Source organism: Neisseria sp. HMSC055H02 (assembly GCF_001813335.1).
GTDB lineage: Bacteria > Pseudomonadota > Gammaproteobacteria > Burkholderiales > Neisseriaceae > Neisseria > Neisseria sicca_C.
Genome location: NZ_KV812087.1, coordinates 118,195 through 142,701, shown reverse-complemented (window position 1 = coordinate 142,701; position 24,507 = coordinate 118,195). Strand labels below are relative to the sequence as shown.

The window sequence follows — 24,507 nt, the reverse complement described above, 5'->3', positions numbered from 1 at the left end:
CTTGTCCTGATTTAAATTTAATTCACTATAAAAAGGGGTCGTCTGAAAACGAGTGAAGCGAGTTTCGCTAAAACGAGCGAAGCGGGTTTTGCTAAAACAGATTCGGATTTCAGACGACCTTTCGAGATTATTGTTTGGACCAAGCTTCGACAGCGTCGGCAAACATCGCGGCGACGTCGAAGTTTTTTTGTTTCATGATTTCTTGGAAACCGGTCGGGCTGGTAACGTTGACTTCGGTCAGGTTGCTGCCGATGACGTCCAAACCTGCCAGCAAGATGCCGCGGCGTTTGAGTTCAGGGGCGAGGGTTTCGGCGATTTCTCGGTCGCGTTCGCTCAATTCCTGCGCCACGCCGCGCCCGCCTGCCGCCAGATTGCCGCGTGTTTCGCCGTTTTGCGGAATACGCGCCAAAGCATAGGGGACGACTTCGCCGCCGATAATCAGGATGCGTTTGTCGCCGTGGACGATTTCGGGAATGTAGCGTTGCGCCATGATGGTGCGGGAATCAAGCTGCATCAGGGTTTCGAGGATACTGCCGATGTTTGGGTCTTTTTCGGTCAGGCGGAAAATGCCCATGCCGCCCATGCCGTCCAGCGGTTTGATGATGATGTCGCCGTGTTCTTTCAAAAATGCGCGGACATCGGCGGAACGGGTCGTAACCAGCGTAGGCGCGGTGAACTGGCTGAAATTCAAAATCGCCAGTTTTTCATTGAAGTCGCGCATCGCCTGCCCGCTGTTAAAGACCTTCGCGCCCTGCTGTTCCGCCAGCGTCAGGAATTGGGTGGCGTAGAGGTATTGCATATCGAACGGCGGGTCGGTGCGCATAATGACGGCATCGAAGTCTTTCAAGGTCGTCTGAACTTTGTCTGCTGCTTTAAACCATTCATGGTCATCGTCGCTTTTTGCACCGAGAAACTCAAACGGCGCAGCCTGAGCCGTCACCAATCCTTGCTGTACGGACAATTCGCCGCTCAAGGTATGGAAAAGCTGCCAGCCGCGTTTTGCCATCTCGCGCATCATGGCGTAGGTGGTGTCTTTGTAGGTTTTGAAACTTGCCATCGGATCGGCAATAAACAGGACTTTCATGGGAACTTCCTTATAAACAAACGACGTAATCATACCTTGTATTGAGGTCGTCTGAAAGGGCGCGGGCGGTTTGGCAAAGAGGTCGTCTGAAAAGCAGTTTGTGAATGGTTACACAAACTTCCTTTTCAGACGACCTCTCCGATTCTGCGTTTAAGCGGCGGCAAGGCTGATTAACTCTGCCGCGTGGCTGCGGGTCGTGTCGGTAATGATTTCGCCGCCAAGCATACGGGCGATTTCTTCGATACGCTGCTGATGGTCCAACACGCTGATTTCGCTGACAGTTTGTTCGCCTTCGCTGTGTTTGCGCACCTGCCAATGGTTTTCACCGCAGGAAGCGACTTGCGGCAGGTGGGTCACGGCGAGCACCTGATGTTTTTTACCCAAAGCACGCAGGGCTTTGCCGACCATTTCTGCCACGCCGCCGCCGATACCGGTATCGACTTCATCAAAAATCAGCGTAGGGACTTGCGTGTATTGGCTGGTGACCACCTGCAAGGCAAGGCTGATACGGGCAAGCTCGCCGCCGGACGCGACTTTATTCAGCGGACGGGACGGATTGCCTTTGTTGGCGGCAACTTGAAACTGCACCTGCTCCAAACCGTGCGCCGTGGGGGAAGACGGCAGCAGGACGATGTCAAAACGCGCGCCTTTCATGGCGAGATGCTGCATATGCCCGGTCGTTTCCTCGCCCAACCTGCCCGCCGCCTGATGGCGCATGGCGGAAAGAACGTGGGCGGCCTCCTGATATTCGGCAAGGTTGCGGGCAACGGTTTGCGTCAACGCTTCCAAATCGGCAGCGGCTTGCAGGCTTTGCAGGCGCTCGTCGATTTCAGCCAGCTTTTGCGGCAAGGCTTCAGGCTCGATGCGGTATTTCCGCGCCATCCCCATCAGCTCGCCCATGCGCTGCTCCTGTGCTGCCAACTCGTTGGGATCGATGTCACTGCGGCCTGCGACGTCGCGCATATTGGCACTGATTTCGCCCAATTCGGCTTCAATGCTCGCCAGCATATTCAGGCTCTCGGCGAAACGTGGCTCGATGTTTTGCAGATTGGTCAACAGTTTTTGGCATTGATAAATTTGACGTTGGATGCCGTTGTCGCCATCAATGTAGTCGCCGACTTCTTCGGCGGCTTGCAGCAATTCGGCGGAATGGGCAAGGCTGTCGTGGCTTTGGCCGAGGGCTTCCCATTCGCCTTGTTTGACGTCCAACTGGTTCAATTCGTTGAACTGCCATTCCAAACGCTCACGCTCGATAATGATGGTCTCGGCGTGTTCCTGCGCTTCTTGGAGGGCTTTTTTAGCGTTAACCCAGTTTTGATAAAGCTGTCTGACGGTTTCCGCCTGCTCTTTGCTGCCCGCAAATGCGTCCAACAATTCGCGCCGGGCGGATTCTTGATTGAGGGAATGGTGGGCGTTTTGCCCGTGAATGTCGATAAGCTGCCCGCCGACGGCTTTAAGCTGCGCCAGCGTGGCTGCCTGATTATTGATAAAGCTGCGGCTTTTCCCTTTGGCATCAATGATGCGGCGGATACTGAGTTCTTCCGCGTCTTCGTCTAAAAAACCCTGCTCCTGCAATTGGGCTTTGAGATCGGGCAAAAGGCTGATGTCAAACAATGCCGACAATTGCGCTTCCTTCGCGCCGCTGCGGACTTGGCTGTAATCGGCCTTATCGCCCAACAAAAGCCCTATTGCGTCCAGCGTAATCGATTTGCCCGCGCCCGTTTCTCCGGTCAAGACGGTAAAACCGCTTTGGAAATCCAGATTGAGGTTTTCAACAATGACAAAATCGCGCAGGGAAAGTGCCAACAGCATGGTAGTATTCCTTAGTAAATCGACCGCACATCGGCGGCATAACTTTAGATATGCTGATTATAACTAAGATTTTTTATAGTTTGAATAAGATTTTCTATATTTATTCAAATTTTTCTTATTGAAATTTTATACATTTGATTTTTATTATTTTATTTACAACACCTTCCAAATAGATCGTCTGAAAACAGTCGGCAACAAAAAACCTGCCAAAAACGGCAGGTTTTTTAACGGCAGGTTTTTTATCGGATGACTACTGTATTACAGGCCGCTCAGACGGGCGGTATCGTGTGCAATCATCAATTCTTCGTTGGTCGGGATAACAACGGCGACGGCTGCGCTGTCGGCAGTCGTAATCACGCCTGCGTTACCGAAGCGGGCTTTCAGGTTGGCTTCGTGGTCGGCTTTCAGACCGAGGAAGCCCAAGTAGCCGAGTACGCGCTCGCGGATGATGTCGGAGTTTTCGCCGATACCGCCGGTGAAAACGAGTACGTCCAGACCGCCGGCTGCCACAGCCATGCTGCCGATGTATTTGGCGAGGCGGTAGATGAAGACGTCCAGGGCGAGTTTCGCGCCGGGATGGCCTTTGCCGGATTCTTCTTCGATGGTACGGCAGTCGTTGGACAGGCCGGACAAGCCGAGCAGGCCGGATTTTTTGTTCAGCATGTCGGTGATTTGGGTGATGGTCATGTTGGCGTTTTCAGCGAGGAAGCCGAAGACTGCGGGATCGATGTCGCCGCTGCGCGTACCCATCACGAGGCCTTCCAGCGGGGTCAGTCCCATGCTGGTATCGCGTGATTCTCCGTTGGCGACGGCGGTAATGGACGCGCCGTTACCCAAGTGTGCAATCACCATGCGCAGGTCTTTTTTATCTTTGCCGAGGAAACGGGCGGTTTCATCAGAAACGTAGCGGTAGCTGGTACCGTGTGCGCCGTAGCGGCGCAAGCCGTATTTTTCATACAGTTCATGCGGAATCGCGTATGTGTAGGCGTGTTCCGGCATGGTTTGGTGGAAGGCGGTGTCGAAAACGACGACGTTGGGCAGGCCTTTGAAAATGCTTTGTGCGGCACGCAGGCCCAAGAGGTGCGCGGGGTTGTGCAGCGGGGCGAGCGGGATACATTTTTCGATGCCGGCGATGACTTCGTCGTCAACGAGGATGGATTCGCTGTACAGTTCGCCGCCGCTGACGACGCGGTGGCCGATGGCGCCGATGCGGCTGTCGAGGCCGTGGGCTTTGAGTTCTTCCATCAGGGCTTCAACTGCGCCGGTGTGGTCGGGCTTGGCAGACAGGTCGACTTTGTGTTTTTCGCCGTTTACTTTGAACGTGATGTAAGCGTCGGGCAGGTTGAGTTTTTCGGCAAGGCAGCTGAGCAGGACTTCGCCGCTGTCGTTATCCAGTACGGCGCCTTTGAGGGATGAGCTGCCGCAGTTCAAAACTAAGATGAGTTTTTGGGTCATTTGTTGTGGCTCCTGAAGGTTTCAGACGACCTGTGCGGGCAGTATCGGCAATCTGTTCTTTGTCGTAGATATACCGCCAAACATCTCCCGCAGGCATAGTGGATGCGCTTGAGGTTCGAGCCGGGCGTCTGCGCGGCAGGGTTGGTGGCGTAAAATCTATGAAAGAAAAATGACCGCTACATTCGGAATGGGGCAACTTTATGAATATTGCTTTCCGTGTGGTTTCTGCCGCCACCGGTTGGACGGGGTCGTCTGAAATCGGTTGATGAATGTAAACCGCGCTATTCTAGCAAAAAACGGGGGCGGCTGCTTGGCTTAATGTTTGACTTGGAGCAGGCGGAAAGCGATAAAGGAAGATACTGATGTTTAAAGGGAAACGGTTTGTTTTCAGACGATCTGTCGAACGCGGGGGCGTAAAGCCCTTTGCAGGGGCGTGTCAAACTGTTACATTTAGAAAGTTTTTGTATTCACTATGTCGTCTGAAAACAGCGGCAGCCTTTTAAGATTCTTTGATATGCACTATTTCAGTATCCATACGCAACAAGGCGCCCATGTGGGCTTTTTCATCATGCTGCCGGATGATGAATCCGAAACTCAGCCGCAGAGCGGGCGTTTCGCCGTCAAGCTGCAAAGTGAAGAAGGCGCGGTGGCGGAGGTTTTGGCGCCTTTCGGGCAAACCGAGATTCCGCAATATTGGCGTGTCGTAAAAGACCGTATCGAACTGTTTTTTGACGACGCCCCCGTCGGCTCGCTGCGCAACGAATATCTGACCGTATCGGGACAGACTTTTGTCTTAACCGATTTGACCGGAGCGATGTGATGGAAAGTATGTTTATCTTAGTGCCCATCAGCATTATTTTGGCGTTTGCCATCGGCTATTTTTTCTGGTGGTCGGGCAAAAACGGACAGTTTGACGACCTCGAAGGTCCGGCACACCGCATTCTGATGGACGACGATTCCACCGACAAGCTGCTTGAAAACGAAATAGAAAAAGAAGAACAAGAATCCGAAAAATGAGCCTCAAAAAAGACAATCTGAATTTCCCGACCAGCCGCCGTTTCGCCCCATTATTCGGCACGCAGTTTCTGGGCGCGTTCAACGACAATATGTTCAAAACCGCGCTGTTTGTGATGATCAGCTTCTACGGTTTGGGCAAAAACAACTTCCTGCCCGCCAGCCAAATGCTGAACTTGGGCGCGCTGCTGTTTATCCTGCCGTATTTCCTGTTTTCCGCGCTGTCGGGACAACTGAGCACCAAATTCGACAAAGCCGTCTTGGCGCGATGGATCAAAGTATTGGAAATCATCATCATGGCGGTGGCGGCGTTCGGTTTCTATATCCAGTCCGCCCCGCTACTCTTGGTCTGTCTGTTTTGCATGGGCGCGCAATCGACGCTGTTCGGCCCGCTGAAATACGCCATCCTGCCCGATTACCTCAACGACAAAGAGCTGATTATGGGCAACAGCCTGATCGAATCGGGAACGTTCATCGCCATTTTGTTCGGTCAGATTTTAGGCACGTCCGTCGCAGGCTTGCCGCCCTCCGTCGTCGGCATCTTAGTCTTGCTCGTCGCCATCGGCGGCACGTTGACCAGCTTCTTCATGCCTAACGTCCCCGCCAAAGCCCCCAACACCAAAATCGAATGGAACATCGTCAAAGGCACGCACGCGCTCCTGCGCGAAACCGCGCAATATGATTCCGTCTTCACATCCATCATCGGCATTTCATGGTTTTGGTTTATAGGCTCGGTTTACACCACCCAACTGCCGACTTTCACGCAAATCCATTTGGGCGGCAACGACAGCGTCTTCAACCTCATGCTCGCCCTATTCTCCATCGGCATCGCCGCCGGCTCGGTGTTGTGCGCCAAACTCAGCCACGAACGCCTGCTCTTGGGCTTGGTAACCGTCGGCACGACCGGTTTGACCGTATTCGGCTTGATTTTGGTATGGCTGACCCAAGGGCAACGCTTTACCGAACTCAACGGCATCACCTGGTTCCTGTCGCAAGGCATGGCGTATCCCGTCATGCTCGTCATGACGCTGATCGGCTTCTTCGGCGGCTTCTTCTCCGTCCCGCTCTATACTTGGCTGCAAACCGCCAGCAGCGAATCCTTCCGCGCCCACGCCGTCGCCGCCAACAACATTATCAATGGCGTGTTCATGGTATCGGCTGCCATTTTAAGCGCGGTACTCTTGATGCTGTTCGACAGCATTTCCCTGCTTTACCTGATCGTCGCCATCGGCAATATCCCCTTGATTGTTTACCTGATCCAGCGCGAACCCCGTTTCTTAAACGATATAGGCAAGATATTTCACAATATCAGCAAACGGTAAGCCTAAGCTTAAAAAAGGTCGTCTGAAAACGGGAATTCCATTTTCAGACGACCTTTTACTTATCTAGTGCTTATGCCTCAACCGGCTTTAAAACCAAGCTGCAGTTTCCGTTTTTCACTTGTAACAGCAAATCAATATTGGGATGCTTGCCCGGATTGGCTTGCGCATCGGCAACGTGTTCGGCAAACCAATCCAAACCCTGTGCAGCGGCGGCGGCATCGAGTTTGCCGCCGAAATTCAATGCCAAAGCGTTGTAGAGTTTCAGCGAGCCTTGCTTGCCGGGCGCGTTGGGGATGTAATGGACGGCTTTGCCTTGTGCGTCGAGGATGTCGAGTCCGCTCAAATGACCGATGTCGGGCATGGCGGCGAGGTTGTCTTGGAAGCTCATGGTTGTCCTTTCTAACATGGGATTTTCAACGAAAAATACCTTGTATAGTGGATTAAACTTTAAACCAGTACGGCGTTGCCTCGCCTTGGCTCAAAGAGAACGATTCTCTAAGGTGCTGAAGCACCAAGTGAATCGGTACCGTACTATCTGTACTGTCTGCGGCTTCGTCGCCTTGTCCTGATTTAAAGTTAATCCACTATAAAAAAGGTCGTCTGAAACCCATACATTCAGTTTCAGACGACCTCAAATCACGAATCAGCGCGTGCCGAAAATCTTATCGCCCGCATCGCCCAAGCCGGGGATGATGTAGCCGTTTTCGTTCAGATGGCTGTCGAGGGCGGCGGTGTAGATGGTGACGTCGGGATGCGCTTCATTGACGGCTTTGACGCCTTCGGGCGCGGCGACGAGTACCAACGCTTTGATATTTTTGCAGCCTTTCGCCTTCAACAAGTCGATGGTAGCCACCATAGAGCCGCCGGTAGCGAGCATGGGGTCGATAATCAACGCGGGGCGTTCGTCCATGCTGTCCACGAATTTTTCAAAATAGGAAACGGGTTTGAGCGTTTCTTCGTCGCGCTGCAATCCGACCACGCTGATTTTGGCGGTCGGAATCAGGTCGAGCACGCCGTCGAGCATACCCAAACCGGCACGCAAAATCGGCACGACGGTCAAGGTTTTGCCCTTGATGCGGTCCCCTTCGATTTGACCGCACCAGCCGTCGATAATGTATTTTTCGATTTCAAAATCACGGCTGGCTTCGTAAGCCATCAGGCGCGCCAGCTCGGTAGTGAGGGTGCGGAATTTGTAAGTGCTGCAATCGGCCTCGCGCATGAGCGTGAGTTTGTGGCGGACAAGGGGGTGATTGATAACGGTTACGTTCATTTGGCAGGCTTCGGATTGTTTTTGAATGGGTGTGATTATACTTTTTTTTGAATATTCGGAAAAGCAGGCAGAACACGGCAAAAGGTCGTCTGAAAAATTTTTCAGACGACCTTTTGCTATATTTCATCAGGCTTTCAGCAAATCTTGCAATTCGCCGGCTTCAAACATTTCCATCAAAATATCGGAACCGCCGACAAATTCCCCGTTGACGTAAAGTTGGGGGATGGTCGGCCAATCACTGTATTCCTTAATACCTTGGCGGACGGCATCGTTTTCCAAAACATTAACGGTTACATAATCGGTGCAACCTGCGGCATTAAGAATTTGAACGGCACGGGATGAGAAACCGCATTGCGGGAACTGCTTCGTGCCTTTCATAAACAAAACAACACGGTGAGTGGTAACAACTTCTTTAATTTGGTCATGAATAGAGGTCATGGTGTGGTATTCCTTACTGACATAGTCGGTTAATCGGGAGTTGCGCCATTATACGCAAATTAATGCGATTGGTGTCGGATGTTTAAAGAAGGCTTCCGAAACTCTGACACTGTTTTTTAGACAATCCCCCAGCTTGACAGAAACTGTCTAATCAAAGATAATCCCGCAATTCATTTGCAGCCGCATCGACGGCATATTTGGCACCAAGCCGACTTGTTAGGAGGTGATGTTTACATCACGGCGCGTATCCCGCCGGTCGCAAGACACCCGAGATACAAACAACCACTTTTTTACAAACCGCCCCTTTTATCCTTATCCCTTTTGGCGGTTTGAAACCAGAATTCAATTTAAAGGAAATAAAATGCCTGCAATCCGCGTTAAAGAGAACGAACCCTTCGAAGTAGCCATGCGCCGTTTCAAACGTGCCGTAGAAAAAACCGGTCTGTTGACCGAGCTGCGCGCCCGTGAAGCTTACGAAAAACCGACTACCGAGCGCAAACGCAAAAAAGCCGCAGCCGTAAAACGCCTGCAAAAACGCCTGCGCAGCCAAAAACTGCCTCCCAAAATGTATTAACGTCTATTGCAGTTCTGAAACTATTATGTCGTCGCAACACACTGTGAGGATTTTCCTGCGGTGTGTTTTGTTTTAAATGTCTCTTGAAGACCTATAAAATAAGTTTAACAAAATAAAAGGGTTTAAAGGTGTCATGAAAAACTTTTTACTATTAATCAGCACTACATATTAGCAATGCTTGCAACAAAATATCCAATTTTTCTGAAAGTAATCCTATGAGCCTAAAAGTACAGTTAGCAGAAGATATGAAAACCGCGATGCTTGCCAAAGATGAAACGGCTTTAAGCACTATCCGCCTGGTCGATGACGCCATCAATCGATTCGAAGTGGACGAGCGTACAGAAGCTGATGACGAAAAAGTAATTGCCATCATCACCCAAATGGTCAAACAGCGCAAAGACAGTGCCAACATCAATGCCGAATCAGGCCGTAAGGACTTGGCAGATAAAGAAAATGCCGAAATCGAAATCCTGCACCGTTATCTGCCGCAAATGATGTCAGAAGAAGAAATCCGTACTGCCGTGGAAACCGTAGTCGCCATGACAGGGGCTTCCGATTTGACTGATTTAAACACAGCCATGAGCGTTCTGGAAACCCAGATTGAAGGCAAAGCCGATATGGGTAAGGTCACCAAAATTCTCAAAGAGGAATTAAGTTCGTAATTAAAATTAAATACCACCTATTAGACTAAATAGCACATACCCAATTGTATTAACAAAACAAAAGGTCGTCTGAAACCGAGATTTCGGGTTTCAGACGACCTTTTTCCTTCTACTGAACTGTTTTTTTAAACCGCTTCCGCTTCTTCCGCGAGGAAACCGCGCAGTTTTTGCATGGCTTTGGCTTCGATTTGACGAATGCGCTCGGCAGACACGCCGTATTCGGCTGCCAGCTCGTGCAGGGTCAATCCGCCATCGTCTTGCAGCCAGCGGCTTTCTACGATACGGCGGCTGCGGTCGTCCAGTTGCGCCAATGCGTTTTGCAGACCTTCGGTTTGCAGGGCGTAATGGGCTTGTTTGGACAGTTGGCGGCTGGGTTCGGCATCGTGGTCGGCAAGCCAGTCGATGGGGGCGAAGCTGTCTTCGTCATCGTTGTTGTCCGCCATGATGGCGATGTCGTGTCCGGTCATGCGTTGTTCCATTTCCATGACTTCGGACAATTTAACGCCCAAATCGTCGGCGATATCTTGCGCTTCTTTCGGAGACAAGGCATTCAGGTTTTTACGCATACTGCGCAGATTGAAGAACAGTTTGCGTTGCGGTTTGGTGGTCGCTACGCGTACCAGTCGCCAGTTGCGCAGGATAAATTCGTGGATTTCGGCCTTAATCCAGTGTACGGCGAATGAAAACAGGCGCGCGCCACGGCTGGGCTCGTAGCGTTTGACCGCTTTCATCAGTCCGATGTTGCCTTCTTGGATAAGGTCGGCTTGGTTCAGGCCATAGCCGTCGTAGCCTCGTGCGATGGATACGACGACGCGCAAATGGGAAAGAATGAGTTGTTTGGCGGCGTTAAGGTCGCCTTTTTGCTGACGCTCCGCGAGTTGGCTTTCTTCTTCGGGCGTCAACATAGGAATGCTGTTAACAGTGTGAATGTATTGCTCAAGGCTGCCGTTGCCGCTGTGAATGACGGGTAATGCAAAGGCGTTGTTCATAAGAGGTGCTTTCCTTTATATGATGCAGAGACTGTTGTTTACTTGTTGTTTGTCGTGCAGTATATCACTGCCTGTTGCCCTATCGTATGCTGTCAAATGCCTTTTTCTGTAAAAGACTGTTTGATAGGTGAATTTTTATCTTTTATAAAATTCGATTGATTTTGAAAATTTGACTGGTTTACTGGGAATAAGTTCAGTATATTACAAACATTCTTGTATGTAAATATTAAAGTTCAAGAAAAACGGCCTTATAAAAAGACCGCTTTTTCAAACTCAATCTGCTTTTTTCCTGATTAAAAACAGTGCGATGGCAATAATTGACAATACCCCGATCAGCCACAGCGAACCGCCTGCCTTCATATAAGGGGTTTCGCCGACATAGCCTTTGACATGCCCTTCCAAGACGGCATCGGTATTGGGTTCGCTCTCGGCGATGATGCTGCCTTTGGGAGAAATAATGGCGGTTGCGCCGGTATTGGTGGCACGGACCATATAGCGTCCAAGCTCCATCGCGCGGGCTTGGGATTGCTGGAGCTGTTGATACATCGCGTTGGAGTCGCCGTACCACGCCATATTGCTGACGTTGGCAAGCAGCGTAGCGTTTTTGGCGGTAGCAATGAGTTCGTCGCCAAAGCCGTCTTCATAGCAGATATTGAAGGCGACTTTTTGACCTTTCATGGTTAAGGGAGCCTGCCCCGCTCCGCCGCGACGGAAGTCGGCAAGCGGCATATTCATCAGCTTATACAGCGGTTCGGTCAAAAAAGGCAGCGGTTTGTATTCACCAAAGGGAACCAAATGATTCTTGGCGTAATACGGGAGATCATCTGAAACATCATCGTAGTCGCTCAAATTGATTACGGCATTTTCATAGCCGCTGCCGTCGGCAGTGTATTGACCGATACCGACAGCCAACGCGCTGCCGTTCGTGCGCGCCTGTTCGGCAAACTGGGTCAGGATGTTTTCCGGCAAATCCTGACGCATCACGGGCAATGCGGTTTCGGGCAGGATAACGATGTCGGCGGATGTTTTGCTGATTTGACCGTAGTATTTCTGAATGGTGGGAACGACTTGTTCTTCATTCCATTTCAGGCTCTGCTCGATATTGCCCTGCACGAGCGCGACGGTACTGGTGCTGCCGTCGGGTTTGGTAAAGTCGGCTTGCTGGGCGATATAGCCGACGGTACACAACATAACAATCATGCACATTGGCAGCAGGCGTTGTTTCAGACGACCCGTATTGTCAATCAGCAACACCAACCACGCGCTGACAAATGCCGTCGCAAGCGTAACCAGATGAATACCGCCCAAAGGTGCAAAGCCGGCAAGCGGGCTTTCTTTGACGATTTGCGAATAGCCGAGCGCACCCCAGCCGAAGCCGGTCAACAGGCGTTCGCGGGCAAATTCCGCCAGCGTCCACAAAATCGGTAAAACGATGCCAACCTTAACCCAGCGCGGCAGATGAAATTTCTTCCACAACCAAAAACAGGCGGCAGGATACAGCGCAAGAAACGCAGGCAGCAGGAAAGTCAGCGGAATCGCGTATAAATTAGGCAAGCCGGAAACATCATGCAGCGCGGTATGTATCCAATAAAACTGCGTCGTATACGCAATCAGCCCAAACAGATAGGCGGTGGAAACAGCAAAGCGCGGACGCAGTTCAATCAGTCGGATCAATGCGCCAAACAGCAAGGGCATCAGCCAAAAATGGTAATAAGGCGCGAAAGTCAACGGCGTGGCGGCGGCAATCAGGATCACCAGCGGCCAGTACAGCACGGGATGCTGCCAATATTGTTCGAGTTTGCGGAAAATGTTCATTGCAGAGAAAAGAAAATAAGAGGTCGTCTGAAAATACAGATTCAACAAAGTTAAACCATTTTCAGACGACGTATCGGTTGTTTAGTGTTTTTGAAACAGCTTCATCAAAGGCAGCGCAACGGCGCAGGCGACGGCACCGGCAATCAGCCCGACGGCAAGGTTGGCGATATGCTCCATCAAGCCGCTGTCCCAATGTTGCGCGTGTAAGAAATCATGCAAAAAGCCCAAGTTGTGGGTAATCAGACCGCCGCCGACAAGGAACATGGCAAGCGTACCTACCACGCTCAAACCGCGCATAAACCAAGGCATAAAGGCAATCAAGCCCCGTCCGACCGTTTGGATGCCCGTACTTTTTTGACGCATCAGCAGCATACCGAAGTCGTCGAGTTTGACGATAATGCCGACCAAACCGTACACAAAAGCGGTCATACCGATGCCGATTGCCGCCATCACCAGCGAACGGGTCATCAGGTCGTATTTTTCGACCACGCCCAAAGCAATAATAATGATTTCGGCAGACAGGATGAAATCCGTACGAATCGCTCCTTTAATCTTGGTTTTTTCGTCCAACGTTTCGGCGGCGGCTTCCTCGTCGTCGTGCGCTTCGTGGCGGTGCAAAAATTTATGCAACAGCTTCTCCACACCCTCGAAACACAAATAAATCCCGCCTATCATTAATAAAGGCGTAATGAGCTTCGGCAAAAAGGCAGACAGCAGCAAAGCCAGCGGCACCAAAATCAGCTTGTTCACCAAAGAACCTTTCGCCACCGCCCAAATAATCGGCAGCTCGCGTTCCGCCGACACGCCGGTAACCTGATTCGCATTGAGCGCCAAATCATCGCCGACCACGCCCGCCGTTTTCTTGGCGGCCATTTTGGTCATCAGGGCAACGTCGTCCAAGACAGCGGTAATATCGTCCAAAAGGGTGAAAAGCGAGGCAAAGGCCATGATATATTTCCGAAAAAGGGTCAGATTGAAGAAGCCGGCTATTATAACCGAGAAAGTATGACACCGAAGGCTTTCAGACGACCTTTAATGGAAATTAACGGAATTTGGCGGGAAGGTTGAAGCATTTTGGAAGGCAACTGCCCGATATGGGCAACAATTCAAATCATCACGGCTTCTATAACAGTAAAACAACCGCCCTGCCTTTTTCAGACGACCTTTCCATATAGAAAATAATCAGAAATGTCATGCAGTTTCGCCCGAAACAGACAGTCAATGCTATACTTGCCAACTTATTTCGATGAAAACCGGCTTGAAACAGCCGTTACGGAAACGAGAAATCAAGATGAGCAGAATCCAGCAAACCTTTGCCGCACTTGACGGCGCAAAAGCCCTGATTCCCTATATCACCGTAGGCGATCCCAATCTCGACACCACGCTTGCGCTGATGCACAGTTTGGTTGAAAACGGCGCCGACATCCTCGAATTGGGCGTTCCCTTTTCTGACCCGATGGCGGACGGCCCGACCATCCAGCGCGCCGCCGAGCGCGCGTTGGCAAACAAAGTTTCCCTCAACGACGTATTGAATATCGTGCACCGCTTCCGCGAAACAAACGGCAATACGCCCGTCGTCTTGATGGGTTATCTGAACCCGATTCACAAAATAGGTTATCAGGCATTTGCCCAAGCGGCGGCCGAAGCCGGCGTGGACGGCGTGCTGACTGTCGATTCTCCTGTTGAAACCATCACCCCGCTGCACGACGAACTCAAAGCGCGCGGCATCGATTGTATCTTCCTGATTGCCCCGACCACGACCGAAGAGCGCATTCAAACCATCGCCCGAGTTGCAGGCGGCTTTGTCTATTACGTTTCGCTCAAAGGCGTTACCGGCGCGGCAAGTTTGGATACCGAGGAAGTTTCGCGTAAAATAGAGCTTTTGCGCAAGTATATCGACATCCCGATCGGCGTTGGCTTCGGCATCAGCAATGCCGAAAGCGCGCGCAAAATCGGTGCTGTTGCCGATGCTGTCATCGTCGGCAGCCGCATCGTCAAAGAAATTGAAAACAACGCAGGCCGCGAAGCAGAAGCCGTCGGCGCGTTGGCGAAAGAATTAAAAGACGCAATCCGTTAAGGCCTTTTCCGAAAACACACGCAAAGGTCGTCTGAATCCCGAATTCCAAGGAGTCATCCATGAGCTGGTTAGACAAAATCCTACCGCCCAAAATCAAAAACCGCAGCAAAGACGAAGGCTCGTCCAACGTTCCCGAAGGTCTGTGGCACAAATGCCCGTCCTGCTCGGCAACCATCTACTCGACCGAACTTCAGCAAAACGACCAAGTTTGCCCGAAATGTAACCATCACAACCCGCTTTCTGCGCACGAACGCCTCAATTTGCTTTTGGACGAGGAAGGCCGCGAAGAAATCGCCGCCAATATCAAACCGACCGACCCGCTGAAATTCAAAGACAGCAAAAAATATCCCGAACGCTTGGCCGCAGCGCGCAAAGCCACCGGCGAAGATGATGCGTTGGTCGTGATGAAAGGCTTTATGAACGGCCTGCCCGTCGTGATTGCCGCCTTCGAATTCCGCTTTATCGGCGGCTCTATGGGCTCCGTCGTCGGCGAACGCTTCGTCCAAGGCGTGCGCCGTGCCGTAGCCGATAACTGCTCTTTCATCTGTGTTGCCGCATCAGGTGGTGCGCGGATGCAGGAAGGTGTCAACTCATTGATGCAGATGACCAAAACCAGCGCGGCATTGCATCTTCTGACTGAAAAACACCTGCCGTTTATCTCCGTCCTGACCGACCCGACCATGGGCGGCGTATCCGCCAGCTTCGCCTTCCTCGGCGATGTCGTGCTTGCCGAACCCAACGCCCTTATCGGCTTTGCCGGTCCGCGCGTTATCGAACAAACCGTCCGTGAAACCTTGCCCGAAGGCTTCCAACGCGCAGAATTCCTGCTGGAAAAAGGCGCTATCGACCAAATCGTCGACCGTCGCAGCATGAAACAGCGCATCAGCGACCTGATTACCCTGCTGCGCCGCGAAGACAAAGTCAACGCCGCTTAAACCGGGAGGGTTTGAGCTAAACAAAGGTCGTCTGAAAACTGATTTTTCGGTTTTCAGACGACCTTTACGATTTGGACGGCTTCTATGAAATACACACATTAAATAATATGCCTTAAACACATACGGCAATTCAAAATTCCATTATTTCCAAAATAAGCAAAAAACATATAATAACTTTGTTTTCTATTTCTATTTGCAATTAAATCAGACCCATATCGATATACTCACAAAGTATTACTTACCGCCAAAACCAGGTTTTAAGATTTGTAAACTTGATATAAGTCAATCTATCGCTTGTTTAGATTCATATAATGTTAATGTTTAGAGTATCGAATAATCGGGAACAGCCATGTCCTGTCTAAAAACGAAACACACATCAGGCATCTTGAATATGATGCTGGCGATGTTTGCCGTATTTATCCTATTGTTTTCGACACTGCCCGCTTACGCCGAGCGTTTGCCTGACTTTTTGTCAAAAGTCCAGCCTTCGGAAATTTTTCCGGGTGCAGACCGTTATGGCAAGCCTGAAGGCAAGCCTATGGTTGTCCGTGTTTATAAGGGCGACGAGCAGTTGGGTTTGGTGTATATCACGACGGACGTGGTCAATACACGCGGCTATTCAAGCAAACCGATTGATACGATGATGGCTTTGGCCAACGACGGAACGATCGCCGGTGCGAAGCTGGTCGATCACCATGAGCCGATTATGCTTATTGGTATCCCGCAATCGCGTGTGGATAAATTCATCAATAAGTATATCGGTTTGAATTTTATTAAAAATCCACCTACTCCGGGTGTTGCACCCGGGGACATCATCAGCGGCGCGACCGTTACGCTGATGGTGATTAACGACAGCATCCAGCGTTCGTTCAAAGTTGTTGCCGGCAAATATGGTTTGGGCACTGACAAAGCCGTTCAGACGACCTCCGCCAATGCTGCGGATACGCAACAGGCTGCCGCACCTGCGGCTCAAACCCGACCTCGCCGCGCTGTTAATCCTGACAAACAGGACATCCAATCTTGGAATGCGCTGCTGGAACAAAAAGCCATCGGTCATCTGCACATTACTGTTGACGAAATCAACAAGCTGTTTGAAAAAGGCGGCAAAGCAGGTGTTGCCGAACACGCCGAACAAGGTGCAGGCGACGATACCTTTATCGATTTGTACACTGCCGTAGTCAGCCAGCCTTCCATCGGCAAAAGCCTGCTGGGCGAGGAAGGTTGGAAAAACCTGCAAAACCGTCTGCAACCGGGTCAACAAGCTGTCTTGGTTGCCGGTGAAGGCCGTTATTCTTGGAAAGGTTCGGGCTATGTCCGCGGCGGTATTTTCGACCGTATCGAGATGATTCAAGGCGAAAACAGCTTCCGCTTCACCGACGCGCAACACGAGCGTTTGGTTGATTTGGCAGCCGAAGGCGCGCCCCACTTTAAAGAAGTATCTTGGTTTACGATTCCCGAAGGTGTGGAATTCGATGCTGCCGAACCTTGGCGTTTGCAGTTGATGGTTCAACGCGTATTGAGCGTAAACGACAAAGCATTCGTAACCGCCGATTTGGATTACGAGCTGCCTCAAGGTTACTATGTCGATGATCCGAAAGCACCGCCCGTCGAAATCAGCGCACCTGTCGAACCGGCAGCCGCTCCTGCCGCCGACCAAGCCTCAGACACCAAAGGCATAGCCGAAGAAGCCTCTGAAGCCTCTTCAAACGACGGTGCGTCCAACCAACTCTGGAAACAGGTTTGGAAAGCGAAACAGGGACAAATCGCCGTAGTCGGCATCGCCTTGACCATCCTGCTTTTGGTCTTCCTGTTCCAAGACTGGATTGTCCGCTATGAGAAATGGTACGACCGCTTCCGCCTGGTATTCCTGACATTTACCCTGTTCTATATCGGTTGGTACGCTCAGGCGCAACTGTCGGTCGTCAATACGCTGACACTGTTCTCCGCCATCCTGACCGAATTCCGTTGGGACTTCTTCCTGATGGATCCGATTGTGTTCATCCTGTGGCTGTTTACCGCCGCAACCATGCTGCTGTGGAACCGCGGTACATTCTGCGGCTGGCTCTGCCCCTTCGGTTCGCTGCAAGAGCTGACCAACCGTATCGCCAAAAAATTGGGCGTGAAACAAATTACCGTGCCGCATCTGCTGCACACGCGCCTGACTGCGATTAAATATGTGATTTTCTTCGGTCTGTTGGCAATTTCCCTGTACGATTTGGGTACGGCGGAAAAATTCGCAGAGGTAGAACCTTTTAAAACGGCGATTATTTTGAAATTCGTCCGCGAATGGTGGTTTGTCGCGTTTGCCGTTACCCTTTTGGTTGCCGGCCTGTTTATCGAACGCTTCTTCTGCCGCTATCTGTGCCCATTGGGCGCGGGCATCGCCCTACCCGGCCGCTTCCGCGTATTCGACTGGCTTCGCCGCTACAAAATGTGCGGCAACCCTTGCCAAATCTGTACGCACGAATGCCCCGTTCAGGCGATTGCACCGGAAGGCGACATCCATCCGAACGAATGTATCCAGTGCCTGCACTGCCAAGTCATGTATCACCATGACACACGTTGCCCGCAAGTTGTAGCAACCAACAAGAAAAAACAAAAACAGGCGGCGGCAAAAGCCGACCCCGAAACCGCATCTGCAAAACAGCAGCCTGGGGAGCAGGTTGTGCAGTTTGTGAAAAAAGAAACCGCCCCTAAAGTCAGCGAATAATCTGAAACCCTAAAGAAATACCGGGTCAACCGTACCCACACTTATAAACATAAATACGTTTTTTCAATCGGCAGGTCGTCTGAAAACGCCGGCTGCCGAATCTTATCCAAGGAGTGTTGTATGTCAGACGAAAAATTAGAACAAAACGGCTTAAGTCGTCGTTCATTCTTAGGTACTGCCGCCGTTTCAGGCGCAGGTATTGCCGGCGCCGGTCTGTTGGGTTTGGCGGGCTGTTCCAAAGAGGGTGGCGATAAAGCCGCCGCTTCAGGTGCTGCGCCTGCCGCCAAAACCGAGTCTCATGCCTCTGCCGAACCGGGCAAACAGACTTCCGAAGTCGGTCCGGGCGAACTCGACCAATACTACGGCTTCCTCTCCGGCGGCCAATCGGGCGAAATGCGCTTGATCGGCGTACCTTCCATGCGCGAACTGATGCGTATCCCCGTATTCAACATGGACAGCGCGACCGGTTGGGGCCGTACCAACGAGAGCCTGCGTATTTTGAATGAAAAAAATACGCCGGAAACCAACCAGTTCCTGAAAGACAGCGGCCTGCGCTGCTACCCCAACGGCGACTTGCACCACCCTCACTTGTCGTTTACCGACCAAACTTACGACGGCCGCTACGCGTATGCCAACGACAAAGCAAACAACCGCGTTTGCCGCGTCCGCCTGGACTTCATGAAAACCGACAAAATCACCGAAATCCCTAACGTTTCCGGTGTACACGGTCTGCGTCCGCAACGTTATCCGAAAACCGGCTACGTCTTTGCCAACGGCGAACACATCGTACCGGTAAGCGGTGTGGGTACTTGGAACGACGCCAAAACTTGGAATGCCGTTTATACCGCCATTGACGGCGAAACCATGGACATCGCATGGCAAGTATTGGTGGACGGCAACTTGGACAACGGCGATGCCGACTACCAAGGCAAATACTCCTTCTCCACCTGCTACAACTCCGAACGCGCCCTGACCGTACAAGGTGCCTCTTCCAACGAGCAAGACTGGTGCGTAGTCTTCAATCTTGCCGCCATCGAAGAAGGCATCAAAAAAGGCGACTTCAAAGAAGTCAACGGCGTGAAAATGCTGGACGGCCGCGCAGAAGCCAATTCCCCTTACACCCGCTACATCCCCGTGCCGAACTCTCCGCACGGCTGTAACGCTTCCCCTGACGGCAAATACATCATGCTCAACGGCAAACTGTCTCCGACCGTTACCGTATTGGACGTCAGCAAACTGGACGATTTGTTCGCCGGCAAAATCAAAGAGCGCGACGTGGTTGTCGCCGAACCCCAACTGGGTCTCGGTCCTTTACACACCGCGTTTGACGGCCGCGGCAACGCCTACACCACGCTGTTTATCGACAGCCAAATGGTCAAATGGAACATCGACGACGCCATCAAAGCCTACAAAGGCGAAAAAGTGGATCCGATCAAACAGAAACTCGACGTTCACTACCAACCCGGCCACAACCATACGACCATGGGCGAAACCAAGGAAGCCGACGGCAAATGGCTGGTGTCTTTGAACAAATTCTCCAAAGACCGCTTCCTCAACGCCGGCCCGCTGAAACCGGAATGCGACCAGTTGATCGACATTTCCGGCGACGAAATGCGCCTGGTACACGACAACCCGACCTTTGCCGAACCGCATGACCTGTGTCTGGTTGCCGCTTCCAAAGTCAACCCGAAAAAAACCTGGGACCGCAAAGACCCATGGTTCTGGCAAGACGCTGTGGAACAGGCGAAAAAAGACGGTGTCGAGCTGGAAAAAGCCGCCAAAGTCATCCGCGAGGGCAACAAAGTCCGCGTATACATGACTGCCGTTGCGCCTGCGTACAGCATCCCGCAATTCGAAGTCAGCCAAGGCGACGAAGTGACCGTATATGTGACCAACGTCGAAACCATCGAAGACTTGACCCACGGCTTCACTTTGGAAGGCTACGGCATCGCCATGGAAATCGGCCCGCAAGCTACCCAATCGGTAACCTTCAAAGCCGTCCGTCCGGGCGTACACTGGTACTACTGCCAATGGTTCTGCCACGCCCTGCACATGGAAATGTCCGGTCAAATGATCGTTAAACCCCGATAATCGGGTTTGACGGTTTATCACCGACTTAACGGAAAGGTCGTCTGAAAAAACTTTCAGGTCTTAGCGAAACCCGCTGCCCTCGTTTTCAGACGACCTTTTATAGCAGAACCGTTTGGACGCAACAGACTGTTCCGTTATAAAACAAAAACACGGCCCTCACAGGCAGGCATCACCGTGCCGACGCACACCGCACGAATCAGAGGAACTCCATGCACACACCCCAATTCAAAACATGGCGACGCGCTGTCCTGGCATTTATGTTCGGCGGCATGATTCAGACGACCTTTGCAGCCACCATCGACGTTTCCCCGACCGACAACCTCCCCGAAGTCATCGCGCGCGCGCAGGCAGGCGATACGCTCAAACTCGCCTCCGGCACTTACAAAACCAAACTGCTTATCGACAAACCCATCACCATCGAAGGCCCTGCCGACCGCTCCGCCAAAATCGAAGGCGACCGCACCGGCCGCACCATTGCCGTCATCGCCCCCGACGTTACCCTGCGCAACCTCACCGTCACCCGTTCCGGTATGAGCCTGCCCGCCATGGACGCCGGCATCTACCTCGAAGAAACCGCCCCCCGCGCCTTAATCGAACACAACAACATCCTCGACAACTCCGTCGGCGTGTATATCCACGGTTCTGCCGAATCCATGGTGCGCGAGAACAAAATCGTCGGCGACTCCACCCTGCGCGTCAACGAACGCGGCAACGGTGTAACCGTCTGGAACGCCCCCGGCGCGCAAGTCGTCAGTAACGACATTTCCAAAGGCCGCGACGGCATTTTCTCCAACACCAGCAAAAACAACACCTATAAAAACAACCGCTTCAGCGACCTGCGTTTCGCCGTCCACTACATGTACACCAACGACAGCGAAGTCAGCGGCAACATTTCCGTCGGCAACAACATGGGCTACGTTTTGATGTTTTCCGACCGCCTCAACGTGTACGGCAACATCGCCGTCGGCAGCCGCGACCAAGGCATCATGCTCAACTACGTCAACTATTCCGACATCCACGACAACATCATCAACAAAGCCGGCAAATGCGTTTTCGCCTACAACGCCAACTACAACAAAATCGTCGCCAACCATTTTGAAAACTGCCAAATCGGCATCCACTTCACCGCCGCCATCGAAGGCACCACTCTTTCCGACAACGCCTTCATCAACAACGAAAGCCAAGTCAAATACGTCAGCACACGTTTTCTTGACTGGGGCGAAGGCGGACGCGGCAACTACTGGAGCGACAACAGCGCGTTCGACCTCGACGGCGACGGCTTCGGCGACAGCGCGTACCGCCCCAACGGCATCATCGACCAAATCATCTGGCGCGCGCCCGTTTCCCGCCTCCTGATGAACAGCCCCGCCATCAGCATCGTCAAATGGGCGCAATCGCAGTTCCCCGCCATCCTCCCCGGCGGCGTGATCGACAGCAAACCGCTGATGAAGGCGGGCAGCAACAAAACCACCACCAAATACGAAGCCATGAAAGAACAACTGTTGCAAGAAGCCAAAACCCATCAGTCCGAATGGGGTGATGCCGAAAACGGCGCATTGAACTAAGCGGAACCGGCAAACACGCCCCGCAACGTCGTCTGAAAAGTTTTCAGACGACCTTAAAACCCCGCCGCAGCAAGGTTTTGCCCCTCATTGCCGTACCAACGGAAATCCGCCGTAAATACGGTGCAACCCGCGATGCAGGCAACAGTCGAAAACACCGCCCCATAACAAACGTCGTCTGAAACCCCTCGCCCCTTTTTCAGACGACCCCATACAAAAAACGCCCTTTTCAGACGACCCTCAACGTCGTCTGAAACCCATCCACACAAGGAAGCACTCATGAGCGCACACCATGTCGAATTGAGAAACGTAACCAAACGCTTCGGCGCACAAAAAGCCGTCAACCAAGTCGATTTAGTCTTGAAGGCGGGGGAAAGTGTCGGTCTTGCCGGACACAACGGCGCAGGCAAGTCCACGCTCATCAAACTGATACTCGGGCTGATCACCCCCACCGAAGGCGAAGTCATGCTGCTGGGCGAGCGCACAGGCAGCAAAGCGGGCGCGCAGTTGCGCAGCCAAATCGGCTACCTGCCCGAAACCGTCGCCCTGCACCCTTCCCTCAGCGGCATCGAAACCCTCAATTTCTACGCCAAACTCAAAAAACAGCCGCTCACCAAAAACCACGAACTCCTCGAGCGCGTCGGCATTTCCCAAGCCGCCCGCCGCCGCGTCGGCACCTACTCCAAAGGCATGCGCCAACGCCTCGCCCTCGCCCAAGCCTTGCTGGGCGAACCCAAAGTATTGCTGTTTGACGAACCCACCACAGGCCTCGACCCCGCCTCGCGCCAAATGTTTTACGAAGTCGTGCGCGAACTCAACGGACGCGGCGCCACCGTCCTCCTCAGCACCCACGCCCTCGCCGAACTCGACGGCCACGCCGACCGCATCGTCGTCATGAAAAACGGCGTCAAAGTCGCCGACGGCAGCATGGACGAGCTGCACGTCCAAAGCGGACTTCCCCTCACCGTCAACATCCGACTCAAAGCTCCGCGTCCGTTAAGCGGACGCTGGCAGCCGCTTTCAGACGACCTCAGCTATCAGGCGCAATGTCAGGCTGAAGAACGCATGGCATTACTCAGCGAACTGGGCAACCTGTCCGACCTCGCCTACCTCGACATCCACACACCCACACTCGACGACATGTACGCACAATTCTTAAAAAGGGAGGACGTATGAACCCCGTTTGGATTATCACCGGAAAAGAAGTCCGCGACAGCCTGCGCAACCGCTGGGTACTCGCCGCCTCCGTCCTGCTCGCCGCCCTCGCCCTCTCATTGGGCTTCCTCGGCAGCTCGCCCACAGGCTCGGTTAAAGTCGATCCGCTGACTGTAACCGTCGTCAGCCTCTCCAGCCTGTCCATCTTCCTGATCCCGCTCATCGCCATGCTCCTCTCCTACGATTCCCTCATCGGCGAAATCGAACGCGGCACCATGGCGCTGCTGTTGAGCTACCCCGTTTCCCGCAACCAAATCCTTGCCGGAAAATTCATCGGACACCTCATCATCCTCGCCCTTGCCACCACCGCAGGCTACGGAATCGCGGGCATCACGCTCCAACTCGCCAACGGCAGCTTCGACATCGCCGCATGGAAACCCTTTGCCCTGCTGATTGCCGCCAGCGTCATTTTGGGCGCGGCATTCCTGTCCATGGGCTACTTCATCAGCGCGAAAGTGAAAGAACGCGGCACCGCCGCCGGTATCGCCATCGGCGTTTGGCTGTTTTTCGTCGTCATCTTCGACATGGCGCTTTTGGGCATCCTCGTCGCCGATACCCAGCAAACAATTACCGCACCCGTTGTCGAAACCGTCCTCCTTTTCAACCCCACCGACATCTACCGCCTGCTCAACCTGACCGGTTACGAGAACACCGCCATGTACGCAGGTATGGCAGGTTTGAGCGAACAAATCAGCCTGACCATGCCCGTATTGCTGACCGCGCAGATATTATGGGTTATTATTCCCCTTATCTTGGCAGCAAGAATTTTTGGAAAGCGACAAATATGAAAAAGATTTTACCTGCGCTCCTCGCCGCCCTGCTCCTGAGTGCCTGTCCCAAAGAGGATGACACCCCGCCGCCTGAGCCTCAGCAAATCAGCGACCGCGCCGTGGGGCACTATTGCAGCATGAACCTGACCGAACACAACGGCCCCAAAGCCCAAATCTACCTCAACGGCAAACCCGACCGCCCCGTCTGGTTCTCCACCATCAAGCAGATGTTCGGCTACACCAAGCTGCCCGAAGAGCCTAAAGGCATCCGCGTCATCTACGTTACCGACATGGGCAAAGTCAAAGACTGGAGCAAACCCAATGCCGACACCGCATGGATAGACGGCAAAAAAGCCTATTACGTCATCGAAAGCGGCTTCATCGGCGGCATGGGTGCGGAAGACGCCCTCCCCTTCGCCGACAAAGCCCAAGCAGAGAAATTTGCCAAAGAAAAAGGCGGCCGCGTCGTCAGCTTCGACGAAATGCCCGATTCCTATATCTTCAAATAATCCCTTCCCATCAAAAAGGTCGTCTGAAAACCTTATCCATCAGGTTTTCAGACGACCTTTAAGTATATGGGAAATATATGTGGCGAAAAAATGGTTGCAATTCTGTTTAGAGAGAATTTCATCTGAAACTAAAATTGTTCGACAGACTGGTCAGTAGAGCATTTTAAAAATGATATTTAATGCATTCCATTTAATAAAATTTT

The 24,507-nt window shown here is 52.4% G+C and carries 23 protein-coding genes and 1 pseudogene; 13 read left to right on the top strand and 11 right to left on the bottom strand.

The window, feature by feature from the left end; all coding sequences use genetic code 11:
• Positions 1-127: 127 nt before the first annotated feature.
• From gshB to HMPREF2907_RS04885, 3 genes are all read right to left on the bottom strand, one after another.
• On the bottom strand, positions 128-1,084 hold the full coding sequence (gene gshB, locus HMPREF2907_RS04895) for a glutathione synthase (RefSeq protein WP_040667947.1): 957 nt from the start codon (positions 1,082-1,084) through the stop codon (positions 128-130).
• A gap of 150 nt (positions 1,085-1,234) precedes the next feature.
• The gene (gene recN / locus HMPREF2907_RS04890) at positions 1,235-2,896 is read right to left on the bottom strand and encodes a DNA repair protein RecN (protein ID WP_070680640.1); all 1,662 of its coding nucleotides are present in this window, start codon (positions 2,894-2,896) and stop codon (positions 1,235-1,237) included.
• A gap of 258 nt (positions 2,897-3,154) precedes the next feature.
• Positions 3,155-4,351: an acetate kinase gene (locus tag HMPREF2907_RS04885; protein ID WP_003764546.1), complete on the bottom strand. Its 1,197-nt coding sequence runs from the start codon at positions 4,349-4,351 to the stop codon at positions 3,155-3,157.
• Between the two features lie 514 nt (positions 4,352-4,865).
• On the opposite strand from HMPREF2907_RS04885, the gene HMPREF2907_RS04880 reads away from it, so the two are divergent.
• From HMPREF2907_RS04880 to HMPREF2907_RS04870, 3 genes are read left to right on the top strand one after another with little or no spacing between them, the layout of a single operon-like run.
• Entirely contained in the window at positions 4,866-5,171 is a 306-nt protein-coding gene (locus HMPREF2907_RS04880; protein WP_070680636.1) for an HLGFF motif protein, read from the top strand.
• Positions 5,171-5,368 (top strand): cbb3-type cytochrome oxidase assembly protein CcoS, encoded by a 198-nt coding sequence (ccoS, locus tag HMPREF2907_RS04875; protein WP_003744897.1) that lies wholly within the window; start codon positions 5,171-5,173, stop codon positions 5,366-5,368. The genes HMPREF2907_RS04880 and ccoS overlap by 1 nt, the downstream gene beginning before the upstream one ends.
• Complete coding sequence (locus HMPREF2907_RS04870; RefSeq protein ID WP_070680632.1) at positions 5,365-6,687, top strand: MFS transporter; 1,323 nt, start codon at positions 5,365-5,367, stop codon at positions 6,685-6,687. The genes ccoS and HMPREF2907_RS04870 overlap by 4 nt, the downstream gene beginning before the upstream one ends.
• 70 nt (positions 6,688-6,757) lie before the next feature.
• Here HMPREF2907_RS04870 and HMPREF2907_RS04865 read toward each other — a convergent pair whose 3' ends face one another.
• The 4 genes and pseudogenes from HMPREF2907_RS04865 to grxD all read right to left on the bottom strand — a co-directional run bounded on the left by HMPREF2907_RS04865 (position 6,758) and on the right by grxD (position 8,395).
• Complete coding sequence (locus tag HMPREF2907_RS04865) at positions 6,758-7,075, bottom strand: DUF2322 family protein (RefSeq protein ID WP_070680629.1); 318 nt, start codon at positions 7,073-7,075, stop codon at positions 6,758-6,760.
• Positions 7,076-7,213: 138 nt separating this feature from the next.
• Positions 7,214-7,276 (bottom strand): annotated as a pseudogene (locus HMPREF2907_RS13165) (transposase); the annotation flags it as partial.
• 54 nt (positions 7,277-7,330) lie between these two features.
• Positions 7,331-7,957, bottom strand: coding sequence for a uracil phosphoribosyltransferase (gene upp, locus HMPREF2907_RS04860; RefSeq protein ID WP_003744890.1), 627 nt, complete (start codon positions 7,955-7,957; stop codon positions 7,331-7,333).
• A 126-nt stretch (positions 7,958-8,083) separates the two neighbouring features.
• Entirely contained in the window at positions 8,084-8,395 is a 312-nt protein-coding gene (gene grxD / locus HMPREF2907_RS04855) for a Grx4 family monothiol glutaredoxin (protein WP_003744887.1), read from the bottom strand.
• A 361-nt stretch (positions 8,396-8,756) separates the two neighbouring features.
• Between grxD and rpsU the strand changes: the two genes are divergently transcribed.
• Both rpsU and HMPREF2907_RS04845 read left to right on the top strand, forming a co-directional pair.
• Positions 8,757-8,969 carry a 30S ribosomal protein S21 gene (gene rpsU / locus HMPREF2907_RS04850; RefSeq protein ID WP_016688348.1) on the top strand — a complete coding sequence of 71 codons (213 nt, stop codon included), beginning with the start codon at positions 8,757-8,759 and terminating at the stop codon, positions 8,967-8,969.
• Between the two features lie 215 nt (positions 8,970-9,184).
• Positions 9,185-9,631 carry a GatB/YqeY domain-containing protein gene (locus tag HMPREF2907_RS04845; RefSeq protein WP_070680626.1) on the top strand — a complete coding sequence of 149 codons (447 nt, stop codon included), beginning with the start codon at positions 9,185-9,187 and terminating at the stop codon, positions 9,629-9,631.
• A 125-nt stretch (positions 9,632-9,756) separates the two neighbouring features.
• Here HMPREF2907_RS04845 and rpoH read toward each other — a convergent pair whose 3' ends face one another.
• The 3 genes from rpoH to HMPREF2907_RS04830 form a co-directional block, all read right to left on the bottom strand.
• Positions 9,757-10,620, bottom strand: a complete 864-nt coding sequence (rpoH, locus tag HMPREF2907_RS04840; protein WP_003744881.1) for an RNA polymerase sigma factor RpoH — start codon at positions 10,618-10,620, stop codon at positions 9,757-9,759.
• A 273-nt stretch (positions 10,621-10,893) separates the two neighbouring features.
• Complete coding sequence (gene lnt, locus HMPREF2907_RS04835) at positions 10,894-12,435, bottom strand: apolipoprotein N-acyltransferase (protein WP_070680623.1); 1,542 nt, start codon at positions 12,433-12,435, stop codon at positions 10,894-10,896.
• Positions 12,436-12,516: 81 nt separating this feature from the next.
• Positions 12,517-13,383 (bottom strand): DUF808 domain-containing protein, encoded by an 867-nt coding sequence (locus HMPREF2907_RS04830; RefSeq protein WP_070680619.1) that lies wholly within the window; start codon positions 13,381-13,383, stop codon positions 12,517-12,519.
• Positions 13,384-13,726: 343 nt separating this feature from the next.
• Between HMPREF2907_RS04830 and trpA the strand changes: the two genes are divergently transcribed.
• The 5 genes from trpA (at position 13,727) to HMPREF2907_RS04805 (ending at position 21,813) form a co-directional block, all read left to right on the top strand.
• Complete coding sequence (gene trpA / locus HMPREF2907_RS04825) at positions 13,727-14,512, top strand: tryptophan synthase subunit alpha (RefSeq protein ID WP_070680615.1); 786 nt, start codon at positions 13,727-13,729, stop codon at positions 14,510-14,512.
• Between the two features lie 59 nt (positions 14,513-14,571).
• The gene (accD, locus tag HMPREF2907_RS04820; RefSeq protein ID WP_070680611.1) at positions 14,572-15,447 is read left to right on the top strand and encodes an acetyl-CoA carboxylase, carboxyltransferase subunit beta; all 876 of its coding nucleotides are present in this window, start codon (positions 14,572-14,574) and stop codon (positions 15,445-15,447) included.
• A 394-nt stretch (positions 15,448-15,841) separates the two neighbouring features.
• Positions 15,842-18,157: a 4Fe-4S binding protein gene (locus tag HMPREF2907_RS04815; RefSeq protein ID WP_210388588.1), complete on the top strand. Its 2,316-nt coding sequence runs from the start codon at positions 15,842-15,844 to the stop codon at positions 18,155-18,157.
• A 120-nt stretch (positions 18,158-18,277) separates the two neighbouring features.
• On the top strand, positions 18,278-20,248 hold the full coding sequence (nosZ, locus tag HMPREF2907_RS04810) for a TAT-dependent nitrous-oxide reductase (protein WP_070680608.1): 1,971 nt from the start codon (positions 18,278-18,280) through the stop codon (positions 20,246-20,248).
• A 209-nt stretch (positions 20,249-20,457) separates the two neighbouring features.
• Positions 20,458-21,813 (top strand): nitrous oxide reductase family maturation protein NosD, encoded by a 1,356-nt coding sequence (locus tag HMPREF2907_RS04805; protein ID WP_070680605.1) that lies wholly within the window; start codon positions 20,458-20,460, stop codon positions 21,811-21,813.
• Between the two features lie 53 nt (positions 21,814-21,866).
• Here the strand turns inward: HMPREF2907_RS04805 and HMPREF2907_RS12485 are convergent, their stop codons facing one another.
• On the bottom strand, positions 21,867-22,091 hold the full coding sequence (locus HMPREF2907_RS12485; protein ID WP_141754408.1) for a hypothetical protein: 225 nt from the start codon (positions 22,089-22,091) through the stop codon (positions 21,867-21,869).
• On the opposite strand from HMPREF2907_RS12485, the gene HMPREF2907_RS04800 reads away from it, so the two are divergent.
• The 3 genes from HMPREF2907_RS04800 to HMPREF2907_RS04790 are packed head-to-tail and all read left to right on the top strand — an operon-like array spanning position 22,090 to position 24,304.
• Complete coding sequence (locus tag HMPREF2907_RS04800; RefSeq protein ID WP_009311593.1) at positions 22,090-22,986, top strand: ABC transporter ATP-binding protein; 897 nt, start codon at positions 22,090-22,092, stop codon at positions 22,984-22,986. The genes HMPREF2907_RS12485 and HMPREF2907_RS04800 overlap by 2 nt on opposite strands.
• Positions 22,983-23,813, top strand: coding sequence for an ABC transporter permease (locus HMPREF2907_RS04795; protein WP_070680602.1), 831 nt, complete (start codon positions 22,983-22,985; stop codon positions 23,811-23,813). The genes HMPREF2907_RS04800 and HMPREF2907_RS04795 overlap by 4 nt, the downstream gene beginning before the upstream one ends.
• Positions 23,810-24,304: a nitrous oxide reductase accessory protein NosL gene (locus HMPREF2907_RS04790; protein WP_070680599.1), complete on the top strand. Its 495-nt coding sequence runs from the start codon at positions 23,810-23,812 to the stop codon at positions 24,302-24,304. The genes HMPREF2907_RS04795 and HMPREF2907_RS04790 overlap by 4 nt, the downstream gene beginning before the upstream one ends.
• Positions 24,305-24,507 lie beyond the last annotated feature (203 nt).

Coding starts and splice junctions, on each gene's coding strand:
- trpA (WP_070680615.1), top strand. CDS start 13,727: ATGAGCAGAATCCAGCAAACCTTTGCCGCACTTGACGGCGCAAAAGCC.
- upp (WP_003744890.1), bottom strand. CDS start 7,957: ATGAACGTAACCGTTATCAATCACCCCCTTGTCCGCCACAAACTCACG.
- lnt (WP_070680623.1), bottom strand. CDS start 12,435: ATGAACATTTTCCGCAAACTCGAACAATATTGGCAGCATCCCGTGCTG.
- rpoH (WP_003744881.1), bottom strand. CDS start 10,620: ATGAACAACGCCTTTGCATTACCCGTCATTCACAGCGGCAACGGCAGC.
- ccoS (WP_003744897.1), top strand. CDS start 5,171: ATGGAAAGTATGTTTATCTTAGTGCCCATCAGCATTATTTTGGCGTTT.
- HMPREF2907_RS04805 (WP_070680605.1), top strand. CDS start 20,458: ATGCACACACCCCAATTCAAAACATGGCGACGCGCTGTCCTGGCATTT.
- HMPREF2907_RS04790 (WP_070680599.1), top strand. CDS start 23,810: ATGAAAAAGATTTTACCTGCGCTCCTCGCCGCCCTGCTCCTGAGTGCC.
- HMPREF2907_RS04845 (WP_070680626.1), top strand. CDS start 9,185: ATGAGCCTAAAAGTACAGTTAGCAGAAGATATGAAAACCGCGATGCTT.
- rpsU (WP_016688348.1), top strand. CDS start 8,757: ATGCCTGCAATCCGCGTTAAAGAGAACGAACCCTTCGAAGTAGCCATG.
- HMPREF2907_RS12485 (WP_141754408.1), bottom strand. CDS start 22,091: ATGAGTGCTTCCTTGTGTGGATGGGTTTCAGACGACGTTGAGGGTCGT.
- nosZ (WP_070680608.1), top strand. CDS start 18,278: ATGTCAGACGAAAAATTAGAACAAAACGGCTTAAGTCGTCGTTCATTC.
- HMPREF2907_RS04795 (WP_070680602.1), top strand. CDS start 22,983: ATGAACCCCGTTTGGATTATCACCGGAAAAGAAGTCCGCGACAGCCTG.
- grxD (WP_003744887.1), bottom strand. CDS start 8,395: ATGACCTCTATTCATGACCAAATTAAAGAAGTTGTTACCACTCACCGT.
- HMPREF2907_RS04830 (WP_070680619.1), bottom strand. CDS start 13,383: ATGGCCTTTGCCTCGCTTTTCACCCTTTTGGACGATATTACCGCTGTC.
- HMPREF2907_RS04870 (WP_070680632.1), top strand. CDS start 5,365: ATGAGCCTCAAAAAAGACAATCTGAATTTCCCGACCAGCCGCCGTTTC.
- HMPREF2907_RS04880 (WP_070680636.1), top strand. CDS start 4,866: ATGCACTATTTCAGTATCCATACGCAACAAGGCGCCCATGTGGGCTTT.
- accD (WP_070680611.1), top strand. CDS start 14,572: ATGAGCTGGTTAGACAAAATCCTACCGCCCAAAATCAAAAACCGCAGC.
- gshB (WP_040667947.1), bottom strand. CDS start 1,084: ATGAAAGTCCTGTTTATTGCCGATCCGATGGCAAGTTTCAAAACCTAC.
- HMPREF2907_RS04865 (WP_070680629.1), bottom strand. CDS start 7,075: ATGAGCTTCCAAGACAACCTCGCCGCCATGCCCGACATCGGTCATTTG.
- HMPREF2907_RS04815 (WP_210388588.1), top strand. CDS start 15,842: ATGCTGGCGATGTTTGCCGTATTTATCCTATTGTTTTCGACACTGCCC.
- HMPREF2907_RS04800 (WP_009311593.1), top strand. CDS start 22,090: ATGAGCGCACACCATGTCGAATTGAGAAACGTAACCAAACGCTTCGGC.
- HMPREF2907_RS04885 (WP_003764546.1), bottom strand. CDS start 4,351: ATGACCCAAAAACTCATCTTAGTTTTGAACTGCGGCAGCTCATCCCTC.
- recN (WP_070680640.1), bottom strand. CDS start 2,896: ATGCTGTTGGCACTTTCCCTGCGCGATTTTGTCATTGTTGAAAACCTC.